Here is an 11,838-nt window from a genome sequence, read left to right on the forward strand (position 1 = left end):
ACGATGCGACGGCTAACCGTCGGATACACCCGGACGTGCGTACCATTCGTCACACAAGTGGAGTCGCGCCACGTGTGATCCGGGGCAAGTCGGGGCACGTTCAAGGGCAACCGATTCCCCGGTCCATGCGTCAAGTAGTTACAAGCAGGACGACCGTCACCCCGCTGTCGCCCCCGAGCGCCGGCGGGGCCGACCGAAAGCCGCAGTCCGCTTGCCCCCGTGTTTTCCCCCGCACCTAGACTGAACTTCCAGCAGGTGGCTGCACGCTCGAAAGGCGCCCTCGTGTCCATCGGCAACTCGCCCTCCGCCGACCGTCCTTCGGTCGGCCGCGCCCTTGCTCAGGCCCGCACCGAGGCGGGGCTGACCGTCGACGAGGTCAGCGCCACCACCCGGGTGCGGGTCCCGATCCTCCGCGCGATCGAGCAGGACGACTTCTCGCGCTGCGGTGGCGACGTCTACGCCCGCGGCCACATCCGCTCCATCGCCCGCGCCCTCGGCATCGACCCCGAGCCGCTGATCGCGCAGTACGCCGCCGAGCACGACACCGGCTCCGCGGTCGTGCAGGTCGCCCCGGTCTACGAGGCCGAGCGGATCAAGTCGGAGCCGCGCAGGCCGAACTGGACCGCCGCCATGATCGCCGCGATCGTCGCCGTCATCGGCTTCGTCGGGTACACCGCGTTCAGCGGTGGCGGCGGGGACAAGCCGAGCGCCCAGGCCAGCACGAGCACGTCGGCCTCGGCCACCTCGCCCGCGACCCCGACGTCCCCGCAGGGCAACGGCGCGCCCACCCCTCCGCAGCCGACCGACACCGACAGCGCCATCGCCGCGGCTCCGCCCGGGAAGGTCACGGTCAAGGTCAGCGCCGAGGGCGGCGCGAGCTGGATCCAGGCCACCGACGGCAACGGCAAGCAGCTCTTCCAGGCATCCCTCAAGGAGGGCGAGTCCAAGACCTGGACCGACGACAAGAAGATCAAGCTGGTCGTCGGCAACGCGGGCGCGGTGCAGCTCTTCGTCAACGGCAAGGACCTCGGACCGGCGGGCGACAAGGGCCAGGTCGTCCGGCTGACATACACCCCGGGCGACCCGACGCAGGGCTAGCCGCGAGCATCCTCGGAAGCCTGGCGGGGGCAGCCCGGCGGGGGCCGCGCCGGGGCTGCCGTGGCCTCCCGGTGGGACGCGGGGGTGCGACGGGGCGGACGGGCGTTCGGCGCACCTCACAGGGAAGTCGCCGACAGGTCACCGGGTAGGCTGGTGCCTATGCCCGAACCCCGTACCGTCGCCCTTGTCACGCTCGGATGCGCCCGCAATGAGGTGGACTCGGAGGAACTCGCCGGTCGGCTGGCGGCGGACGGGTGGCGGCTCGTCGACGACGCCTCCGACGCCGACGTGGCGGTCGTGAACACGTGCGGGTTCGTGGACGCCGCGAAGAAGGACTCCGTTGACGCCCTGCTCGAGGCGAACGACCTGAAGGCGCAGGGCCGCACCCAGGCCGTCGTCGCGGTGGGCTGCATGGCCGAGCGGTACGGCAAGGACCTGGCCGAGGCGCTTCCGGAGGCCGACGGGGTGCTGGGCTTCGACGACTACGCCGACATCTCCGACCGGTTGCGGACCATCCTGTCGGGCGGCGTCCACGCCTCCCACACCCCGCGCGACCGGCGCAAGCTGCTGCCGATCAGCCCCGCGCAGCGGCAGGGCGCCGCATCCGGCACGGCGGGCACCGGCACCGGCTCCGGCGCGAAGCCGGTGGTCCTGCCCGGACACGGACAGGGCATCGCGGTCGGACGCCAAAGAAACGGCGACGGCGTGGGGGACGGCTCCGCCGCCCTTGCGGACGTACCCCGGCAGGCGGCCGACCTCGCGGATCTTCCCGACGGCCTGGCGCCCGCCTCCGGGCCGCGCCCCCCGCTGCGCAGGCGGCTCGACTCCGGCCCGGTGGCCTCGGTGAAGCTCGCCTCCGGCTGCGACCGCCGCTGCACCTTCTGCGCGATCCCCTCCTTCCGCGGCTCCTTCATCTCCCGGCGCCCGTCCGACGTCCTGGGCGAGACCCGGTGGCTGGCCGAGCAGGGCGTCAAGGAGGTCATGCTGGTCAGCGAGAACAACACCTCCTACGGCAAGGACCTCGGCGACATCCGCCTGCTGGAGACCCTGCTGCCGGAACTGGCCGTGGTCGACGGCATCGAGCGGATCCGGATCAGCTACCTGCAGCCCGCGGAGATGCGGCCCGGGCTCATCGACGTCATGACCGCCACCCCGGGCGTCGTCCCTTACTTCGACCTGTCCTTCCAGCACTCCGCGCCGGGCGTGCTGCGCGCCATGCGCCGCTTCGGCGACACCGAACGCTTCCTCGAACTGCTGCACACGATCCGGTCGAAGGCACCCGAGGCCGGCGTCCGCTCCAACTTCATCGTCGGCTTCCCCGGCGAGAGCGAGGACGACCTCGCCGAGCTGGAGCGCTTCCTCGGCCAGGCACGGCTCGACGCCATCGGCGTGTTCGGTTACTCCGACGAGGAGGGCACCGAGGCGGCGTCCTTCGAGAACAAGCTCGACGACGACGTGGTCGCCGCCCGGCTCGCCCGCGTCTCCCGGCTGGCAGAGGAACTCACCGCGCAGCGCGCCCAGGAGCGGCTCGGCGCCACCGTGCGGGTGCTGGTCGAGGAGGTCGACGAGGAGACCGGGGAGATCACCGGCCGCGCCGACCACCAGGCGCCGGAGACCGACGGCCAGGTCGTCCTGCTGCCGCCCGGCGGGAACGCCGCGGGCGCCGCAGCCGTTGGGGCCGATGGGGCATCCGGCGAAGCGTGGCGGCCGGTGCCCGGCGCGTTCGTGACCGCCAAGGTGACGGGCACGGAGGGCGTCGACCTGATCGCCGAGGTGCTGCCCGAACTGGCCGGCATGTCCGGCCCCCAGGGCGCGAAGTGTTCCGAAGGGGCGGGCAGATGACCGGAGGCGCCGAGTCCACGCCACCGCCCCTCCGGGGGGCCACCGCGGCACGTCCGGCGGCGGCCGGTGACCAGGGGAGCGGGCGGGGCGGGGTCTCGGCGGGCTCACGGGCCGAAGGCGGCCGGGACGGTGCGGCGCGGGGCGTCCGCGCCACCGGCCAGGCAGGGCTGTGGAACGTCGCGAACCTGCTGACGATGACCCGGCTCGTGCTGGTCCCCGGGTTCGTGCTGCTGCTCGTGCACGGCGACGGGCACGACCCGGTCTGGCGCTCCTTCGCCTGGGCGGCCTTCGCGATCGCGATGATCACCGACCTCTTCGACGGTGAGCTGGCCAGGCGCTACGGCCTGGTGACGGACTTCGGCAAGATCGCCGACCCGATCGCGGACAAGGCGATCATGGGCGCGGCGCTGGTCGGGCTGTCCGCGTTGGGCGACCTGCCGTGGTGGGTCACCGGGGTCATCCTCTTCCGTGAACTGGGCATCACCCTGATGCGCTTCTGGGTGATCCGGCACGGCGTCATCCCGGCCAGCCGCGGCGGGAAGCTGAAGACGCTCACCCAGGGCGTCGCGGTGGGCATGTACATCCTCGTGCTGACCGGCCCGCTGGCCAGCATCCGCGCCTGGATCATGGTGGTGGCGGTCGTGCTCACCGTGGCCACCGGCGTGGACTACGTACGGCAAGCGGTCGTCCTGCGCAGGGCGGGCCTTGCAGCGGAGGCCGCGGACCGCGCGGAGCCGGCCGCTGTGGCGGAGAGTGCTGTTCCGGGGGCCGCTGCTTCCGTGCCGGCGGCCGCGGATGCGCCGGCGGACGCCGCCGCCCAGGCGGCCACGCCCCCTTCCGCGACCGTGCCGTCTTCGGCCCCTTCGCCTCTTTCCGCGACCTCGACCTCGCCCGCGGCCGGCTCCCGTACCGGGACCGGGAGTGGCGGGGCGCACCGGATGGACGGTCCGACCGCCGAGGGCCCCGCGGCCGCGCCGGACGCCGGAAGCGCGCAGGTCACGACGTCCGCGCCGGGTTCTGCGCCCCCCTCCGCGCCGTTGTCCGCCCCGGCGCCCGCCGCCGAGCGTGAGCGGCAACAGGGCGTATGACCCCCGGCTCCTCGGCGCCGCCCGACCCCGCAGAACCGGCTCAGGCCGCGCGTGAGGCGCTGCGGCTGCTGATCGGGCGCGCTGAGACGCTCGCGGTCGCGGAGTCCCTCACAGGCGGCCTGGTGGCCGCGGAGCTGGTTGCCGTGCCGGGCGCCTCGGTGGCCTTCCGCGGTTCGGTCACGGCGTACGCGACCGAACTCAAGCACGAGATCCTCGGCGTCGACTCCGCGCTGCTCGCCGAGCGGGGCGCGGTGGACGCGGAGGTGGCGCGCGCGATGGCCGAGGGTGTCCGCGACCGGCTCGGCGCGGACTGGGGCGTCTCGACCACGGGCGTCGCCGGTCCTGACCCGCAGGACGGGCAGCCGGCCGGAACGGTCTTCGTGGCCGTCGCCGGCCCCCGGGACACCACGGTCAGCCCGCTGCGGCTGCCCGGCGACCGCGGCGCCGTCCGGCGGGCGTCGGTCGCGGCTGTCCTGGAACTGCTCACCTCCGAACTCCGGAGGAGTACGGTTGCGGGTCCGGAGTCCGCCGCGGCCCCGGTCGCAGGACGGCAGAAAGACAAGGGCCCAACGGCCGCACATAACGGTCCCGGTACGAGTGCCGGCGGCCAAGGATAGGGAAGAAGCCGGGGGGAAGGGATGTTTGCAGCCCTGAGTGAACACGTCTTCGCTCCCCGCACGGGCAGTGCCCGAGGCGGTACGGTGGGGCGAGAAGGATGCGGATTCGCGGTCCGAGGAGGGAGCCACCGATGATCCTGCTCCGTCGCCTGCTTGGTGACGTGCTGCGTCGGCAGCGCCAGCGCCAGGGCCGCACTCTGCGTGAGGTCTCCTCGTCGGCCCGGGTCTCTCTCGGCTACCTCTCGGAGGTCGAGCGCGGGCAGAAGGAGGCGTCCTCCGAGCTGCTCTCGGCGATCTGCGACGCCCTGGACGTCCCGATGTCCGAGGTGATGCGCGAGGTCAGCGACGACCTGTCGCTCGCGGAGCTGGCGCAGTCCTCGGCCGCCGAGACCACCGCCGCGCCCATGCGGCCGCTGCTCGGCTCGGTCACGTCCGTCACCTCTGTCACCGCCGTACCGTCCGCTCCGGACGACCGGATCACCATCAAGGCGCCCAAGAAGTCCGCGGAGGCCGTGGACGTCGTCGCCGCCTGAACCTCCTGAACCGTACGACTGAACCGTACGACGCTGCGCCGCTGACCGTCCGTGTCAGCGGCGCACGCACGCCACAGGCCCCGCCCGGGACGATCCGTCCCTGGCGGGGCGCTTGCGTTCGCTGTCTTTTGCCATGTGTAGGGGGGCAAGGCAGGGTAGGCGCAGAAGGTCAGTGCGGGATGAATCGGACCCGATCGCGTCGATCCGCGAGGAGACAAGCGCATGACTGTGGTGAAGAGCCCCCTGGCCGAACCGGCCCGTAAGACCGTCGGTGAGGCCCTCCAAGGTGCCCTGGTGGACCTGATCGACCTCTCGCTGCTGGCGAAGCAGGTGCACTGGAACGTCATCGGCCCGCGGTTCCGCTCCGTCCACCTGCAACTCGACGAGGTCGTGGACAGCGCCCGCCTCGCCTCCGACACCGTCGCCGAGCGGGCCTCCGCGATCAGCGTCACCCCCGACGGCCGAGCCGGCACCGTGGCCAAGACCAGCGGCATCGACACCGTCACCGACGGCTGGGTCAAGGACGCCGAGGTCGTCGAGATCATGGTCGCCGCCCTCGACGCCTGCATCACCCGAATGCGGGAACGCATCCAGACCACCGCCGATCCGGACCCCGTGACGCAGGACATCCTCATCGGGATCACCGCCGACCTGGAGAAGTTCCACTGGATGTTCCAGGCGGAGAACGTCTGAGGCGCCGTGCGCGCCCACCGGATGAGACGGACGATACGGACCCGTGCGATACGCGGCCGCGCACGACTTCGGGCCGCGGTCAGGGTTCGCGTGGTGCTGGCCCTGGTCGGCGGCGCGCTGTGGTGGCTGGCCGTGCTGCGACTCGGACTGCCGCCGGGTGCCTCGGGCAGCCCCGTGGACGGTCTGCACGCGGTGTTCGTCGCGGGCGGCTGGAGCCTTGGCCTGATCCCCATACACGCGGTACCCGTACGCAGGCGGGAGGCAACTCGCCGCCGCGTCGGGACGGCGGCCCCCGTGGCGGCCACCCCGGGTATCGGCGGTGATCAGCCGGCGGCCGGGGAGGACGGCGGACCGGGCATCGGTCCCCGCTGGCACCGCGGGCACCAGTAGGCCACCCGATCCTGCTGCAGGTCCTCGTCGCCGTGCCGGGCGGACCGGACGGCGGTGCCGCAGCGCAGGCACGGCTGGTGCTCCCGGCCGTACACCCAGTGGGTGCGGCCGCGCCGGGTGTCCCCGGTCGTCACATGGCCAGGCCGTGCCTTGTTGGCCACCAGCAGGCGGCTGGCCAGCGCCACCAGACGCTCCGGGGCCGGCACGGCCCCGAACGGTGTCCAGGGCGTCACCCCCCGCAGGAAGCACAGCTCGGCGACGTAGACATTGCCGACCCCGGCGAGATTCCGCTGGTCCAGCAGTGCCTCACCGACCGGGCGATCCGGCCGCGCGGCCAACCGGGCCAGGGCCTCCGCCGCGTCCCAGTCGGGCCCGAGCAGGTCGGGTCCGAGGTGGCCGACCACCTCGCCCTCCTCCTCGGTGGGCAGCAACTGGAGCACCGGCAACCGGTACCCGACCGCGACCCGCTCGTCCGTCCCCAGCACGGCCCGCACCTGGTGGGACGGCCCGCCCCGCCAACGCTCCCCGGTCCCGTACAGGTGCCAGGACCCGTCCATCCGCAGATGGCTGTGGAGCGTCATGTCCCCGTCCAGCCGCGCCATCAGGTGCTTGCCGCGCGGCACCACCTCCAGCAGTCGCCGCCCGACCAGATCCACGGTCGCCAGCTTCGGCACGCGCAGGTCCGCCCGCACGAGCGGCCTACCGGCCAGCGCCGCGTGCAGTCGGTGGGCGGTCAACCAGACCGTGTCTCCTTCGGGCACCCGTCCATGATGACCCGAACGCCGCTGGAAGCGGAGCCGGCCTGCCCTGCCGCACCGAGGGCTCGCCCGCCCTCACGGCCGGCCCTAACGGTCCTCCCGCAGGCGCAGGCCGCGTGGTGTGGCGTGGAAGCCCGCCGCCTCCAGTGCACGGCCCAGCGGTGAGGTCAGCGCCGACTCGCCATTGGCCCGCTCCACCGTGAGACGGCCCAGCGCGCCCTCCCGGACCGCGAGCGCGAGCGCGTCCGCCGCGGCCCCGACCCGTATCTCGTCCAGCGGCCAGGCCAGCAGGGTCTTGCCGCCGCGCTCCACGTACAGGGCGAGCTCGCCGTCGGTCAGCACCACCAGGGCGCCGGCCTTCCGCCCGGGTTTGTGGGACACGCCCGCGGGCTGCTCCGGCCACGGCAGCGCCGCGCCGTACGGATTGGCCGGGTCGGCGGCCGCCAGCACCACTGTGCGGGATCTGCCGGGACGGTCCTCCTCCTCGCGCTCCCGAGCGGTGTTCAACGCCCGCAGCCGGTCCACCGCGCCGTCCATCGCGAACTGCGCCGCGCCCAGCCCCTCCACGACGTATCCCCGCCTGGCCTGCCCGGTCTCCTCGAACGCCGCCAGTACCCGGTACGCCGCGGAGAACCCGCCCGTCACTCCCTCCGCGGCCACCGCGCCCCGGGTGATCACACCGTGCCGGTCCAGCAGGGTGTGGGTCAGCGCGTGCGCGCGCAGGGTCGGATCGGGCTCTGCCGCCGGCACGAGGGACCAGCGGCCGGCGGTGGTGGGCGGCCCGGAACGGGAGGCGGTGGTCCGCGGCGAACGCGCCGAGGCGAGCGAGCTGTAGCGTCCGCGCGGCACGGACCGCGGCGCCCGGTGCGCGGTCGCCCCCGCGGTACGGCCCGAACCGAGCAGCGCCCGCAGCGGAGCGAGGGTGTCGTTGGTCAGCCGCCCCGACCACGCCAGATCCCAGACCACGTCGGCGAGTTCCGGATCGGTCGCCGTCAACCCGGCCGCCCGCACCTGCTCCCCGATCTGCCGGAAGAACAGGCCGTACCCACCGGAAAGGGCCGCGAGCACCGCCGTGTGCAACTCCGTCAGCTCCAACGGCTGCGGTGCCGGCAGGAGCAGGGGTGCACTTTCGGACAAATACAGCGACACCCAACCGTCCTTCCCGGGCAGCGCCCCCGCCCCGGCCCACAGCATCTCGCCGGACGACGTCAACTCGTCCAGCATCGCCGGGGTGTAGCCGGCCACCCGGGACGGCAGCACCAGCTTCTCCAGCGCAGACGCGGGTACCGACGCGCCCTGCAACTGCTCCACCGCCCGGGCGAGTCCGTCCATGCCGCGCAGGCCGTGCGTGCCCACGTGTTGCCACTGCGGCAGGAAAACCCCGAGCGTCGCGGGCGGCACCGGCTCCAACTCCTGCCGCAGCGCGGCCAGCGAACGGCGCCGCAACCGCCGCAGCACCGAGGCGTCGCACCACTCCTGACCGGCCCCGCCAGGACGGAACTCACCCTGCGCCAGACGACCTGCCGCCGCCAGCCTGTGCAGCGTGCCGTCCGCCACGGCCGCCCCCAGTCCGAACCGCGCCGCGGCCTCGCCCGTGGTGAACGGGCCGTGCGTCCGCGCGTACCGGGCCAGCAGGTCGCCCAGCGGATCCTTGACGGGCTCCGTGAAAGCCACCGGTACGCCCACCGGCAGCGCCGTGCCCAGAGCGTCCCGCAGCCGCCCGGCGTCCTCCACCGCCGCCCAGTACTCCTCCCCGGCGATCCGCACCCTGATCGCGCGCCTGGCCGCCTCCAACTCCTCGGCCCACCCCGCCTCCGCACCCCGAACGGCCAACTCGGTGCCGGTCAACGGGCCCAGCACCCGCAACAGGTCGGCGACCCCCTCCGCGTCCTTGACCCGGCGGTCCTCGGTCAGCCACTGCAACTCGCTGTCCAGATCGGCCAGTACGTCGGGGTCGAGCAGCTCCCGCAGCTCCGCCTGCCCGAGCAGCTCTGCCAGCAGCCGGGAGTCCAGCGAGAGCGCCGCCGCCCTGCGCTCGGCCAGCGGCGAGTCGCCCTCGTAGAGGAACTGCGCCACATACCCGAACAGCAGCGACCGGGCAAAGGGCGACGGTTCCTGCGTGGTCACCTCCACCAGGCGGACCCGGCGCGCCTCGATGTCGCCCATCAGCTCCACCAGGCCCGGCACGTCGAACACATCCTGGAGGCACTCCCGCACCGCTTCCAGCACGATCGGGAACGACCCGAACTCCGAGGCCACCTGGAGCAGTTGGGAAGCCCGCTGTCGCTGCTGCCACAGCGGGGTGCGTCGGCCGGGGCTGCGGCGCGGCAGCAGCAGGGCGCGTGCCGCGCACTCCCGGAACCGCGAGGCGAACAGCGCGGACCCTCCCACCTGGTCCGTCACCAACTGCTCGACCTCGCCCTTGTCGAAGGCCACGTCGCCGGCCCCCACCGGGGACTGCTCCGGATCGAGCTCCGCACCGCGCGCCACCGGATCGGCGTCCAGCAGGCCGAGGCCCATCAGGTCGGCGTCCGGAAGGCGCAGCACGATCCCGTCGTCGGCGTGCATCGCCTGCGCGTCCAGCCCGTAGCGCTCCTGGAGGCGGGCGCCGAGCGCGAGCGCCCACGGGGCGTGCACCTGCGCTCCGAAGGGGGAGTGGATGATCACCCGCCAGTCGCCCAACTCGTCCCTGAAGCGCTCCACGACGATGGTGCGGTCGTCCGGGACGTGCCCGCACGCCTGTCGCTGCTCCGCGAGGTACGACAGCACGTTGTCCGCCGCCCAGGTGTCCAGGCCTGCCGCGGTCATCCGTTGCCGGGCCTCCTCCGGGGACAGCGCGCCCACCTCCCGGAGCCATCCGCCCAGCGCCCGGCCCAGCTCGAGCGGCCGCCCGAGCTGGTCGCCCTTCCAGAACGGCAGCCGGCCGGGCACCCCCGGCGCGGGGGAGACCAGCACCCGGTCGCGGGTGATGTCCTCGATCCGCCACGAGGTGGTGCCCAGCGTGAAGACGTCGCCCACCCTGGACTCGTACACCATCTCCTCGTCCAGCTCCCCGACCCGGCCGCCGCCCTTCTTCGGGTCCGCGCCGGCCAGGAAGACCCCGAACAGCCCGCGGTCGGGGATGGTGCCGCCGGAGGTCACCGCCAGCCGCTGCGCCCCCGGGCGGCCGGTGACCGTGTTCGCCACCCGGTCCCACACCAGGCGCGGGCGCAGCTCGGCGAAGGCGTCCGACGGGTAGCGGCCGGCCAGCATGTCCAGCACTGCGGTGTACGCGGAGTGCGGCAGCGACGCGAAGGGCGCGGCCTGCCGGACCAGGGCCAGCAACTCGTCCACGTCCCAGCTGTCCATGGCGGTCATCGCCACGATCTGCTGGGCCAGCACGTCCAGCGGGTTGGAGGGCACCCGCAGCGACTCGATCGCGCCCTCCCGCATCCGCTCGGTGACCACCGCCGACTGCACGAGGTCGCCGCGGTACTTCGGGAAGACCACGCCGGTGGACACCGCGCCCACCTGATGGCCTGCCCGGCCCACCCGCTGCAGCCCCGATGCGACCGACGGCGGCGACTCCACCTGGACCACCAGGTCGACCGCGCCCATGTCGATGCCCAGCTCCAGGCTCGACGTCGCGACCACCGCGGGCAGCCGGCCCGCCTTGAGGTCCTCCTCCACCTGTGCCCTCTGCTCCTTGGACACCGATCCGTGGTGGGCGCGGGCCAGTACCGGGGGCGCTCCCTTGGCCGCGCCGGACTGCGCCATGACCTGCGCGGGGGAGTGGGCCTCGGGGAGGGGCTCACCTTCGGCGCGCTCCTGACCGATCTCGTTCAGCCGGTTGCACAGGCGCTCGGCGAGGCGGCGGGAGTTGGCGAAGACGATCGTGGAGCGGTGGGCCTGCACCAGGTCCGCGATCCGCTCCTCGACATGCGGCCAGATCGACGGCCGCTGCGCCGGGCCGGCGGCGGGCCCGGTGTGCTCGGCCGCGTCCATCACCGGCGAGCCGCCCAGCTCGCCCAGATCCTCCACCGGCACGACGACCGACAGCTCGAACCGCTTCTGGGACGGCGGCTGCACGATCGCCACCCGGCGCTGCGGCGATAGGAAGCGGGCGATCTCGTCGACCGGCCGGACCGTCGCCGACAGCCCGATGCGGCGGGCGGGCCGGTCGAGCAGCCGGTCCAGCCGCTCCAGGGACAGCGCCAGGTGGGCGCCGCGCTTGGTGCCCGCCACGGCGTGCACCTCGTCCACGATCACCGTCTCCACCCCGCTCAGGGCCTCCCGCGTGGCGGAGGTGAGCATGAGGAAGAGGGACTCGGGTGTGGTGATGAGGATGTCCGGCGGGCGGGTGGCGAGCGCGCGCCGCTCCGCCGCGGGCGTGTCCCCGGACCGGATCCCGACCCGGACCTCCGGCTCCGGCAGGCCCAGTCGCACCGACTCCTGGCGCAGCCCCGCCAGCGGACTGCGCAGATTGCGCTCGACATCCACCGCGAGAGCCTTCATCGGCGACACGTAGAGCACCCGGCAGCGACGGCGGGCCTCTGCTGGCGGCGGGGTGGCGGCCAACCGGTCCAGCGCGGCCAGGAACGCGGCCAGCGTCTTGCCCGAGCCGGTGGGCGCCACGACCAGCACGTCGGATTCCTCCGCGATCGCGGACCACGCACCGGCCTGGGCGGCGGTGGGCTCGCGGAAGGCTCCCGTGAACCATGCGCGGGTCGCGGGCGAGAAGAAGTCGAGGCTGCTGTGCGGACCGGGCCGAGGGCCGGACGGAGCGGACGGATTGGACATGCCCCCATCCTGCCTCGCGACACCGACACCGCGCTGCGGA

The 11,838-nt window shown here is 73.6% G+C and carries 8 protein-coding genes; 6 read left to right on the top strand and 2 right to left on the bottom strand.

Going from position 1 to position 11,838, the window contains the following annotated elements; translation table 11 throughout:
• The first annotated feature begins 282 nt into the window (after positions 1 to 282).
• The 6 genes from C4U44_RS07130 to C4U44_RS07155 all read left to right on the top strand — a co-directional run bounded on the left by C4U44_RS07130 (position 283) and on the right by C4U44_RS07155 (position 5,871).
• Positions 283 to 1,098: a helix-turn-helix domain-containing protein gene (locus C4U44_RS07130; protein ID WP_103884804.1), complete on the top strand. Its 816-nt coding sequence runs from the start codon at positions 283 to 285 to the stop codon at positions 1,096 to 1,098.
• Positions 1,099 to 1,257: 159 nt separating this feature from the next.
• Positions 1,258 to 2,940, top strand: a complete 1,683-nt coding sequence (gene rimO, locus C4U44_RS07135) for a 30S ribosomal protein S12 methylthiotransferase RimO (RefSeq protein WP_103884805.1) — start codon at positions 1,258 to 1,260, stop codon at positions 2,938 to 2,940.
• A complete protein-coding gene (gene pgsA, locus C4U44_RS07140) occupies positions 2,937 to 4,028 on the top strand; it encodes a CDP-diacylglycerol--glycerol-3-phosphate 3-phosphatidyltransferase (protein WP_235031893.1) in 1,092 nt (363 codons plus the stop codon). The genes rimO and pgsA overlap by 4 nt, the downstream gene beginning before the upstream one ends.
• A complete protein-coding gene (locus C4U44_RS07145) occupies positions 4,025 to 4,645 on the top strand; it encodes a CinA family protein (RefSeq protein WP_103884806.1) in 621 nt (206 codons plus the stop codon). The genes pgsA and C4U44_RS07145 overlap by 4 nt, the downstream gene beginning before the upstream one ends.
• 131 nt (positions 4,646 to 4,776) lie before the next feature.
• Entirely contained in the window at positions 4,777 to 5,178 is a 402-nt protein-coding gene (locus C4U44_RS07150) for a helix-turn-helix domain-containing protein (protein WP_103884807.1), read from the top strand.
• A 222-nt stretch (positions 5,179 to 5,400) separates the two neighbouring features.
• Positions 5,401 to 5,871 (top strand): Dps family protein, encoded by a 471-nt coding sequence (locus tag C4U44_RS07155; protein ID WP_103884808.1) that lies wholly within the window; start codon positions 5,401 to 5,403, stop codon positions 5,869 to 5,871.
• Positions 5,872 to 6,194: 323 nt separating this feature from the next.
• On the opposite strand, the gene C4U44_RS07165 is transcribed toward C4U44_RS07155, so the two are convergent.
• Both C4U44_RS07165 and C4U44_RS07170 read right to left on the bottom strand, forming a co-directional pair.
• Positions 6,195 to 7,022, bottom strand: coding sequence for a DNA-formamidopyrimidine glycosylase family protein (locus tag C4U44_RS07165; RefSeq protein WP_103884809.1), 828 nt, complete (start codon positions 7,020 to 7,022; stop codon positions 6,195 to 6,197).
• An 84-nt stretch (positions 7,023 to 7,106) separates the two neighbouring features.
• Positions 7,107 to 11,798 carry an ATP-dependent helicase gene (locus C4U44_RS07170; RefSeq protein WP_103884810.1) on the bottom strand — a complete coding sequence of 1,564 codons (4,692 nt, stop codon included), beginning with the start codon at positions 11,796 to 11,798 and terminating at the stop codon, positions 7,107 to 7,109.
• Positions 11,799 to 11,838: the final 40 nt, after the last annotated feature.

The sequence above is a fragment of the Actinacidiphila yanglinensis genome (assembly GCF_900107965.1).
GTDB lineage: Bacteria > Actinomycetota > Actinomycetes > Streptomycetales > Streptomycetaceae > Actinacidiphila > Actinacidiphila yanglinensis.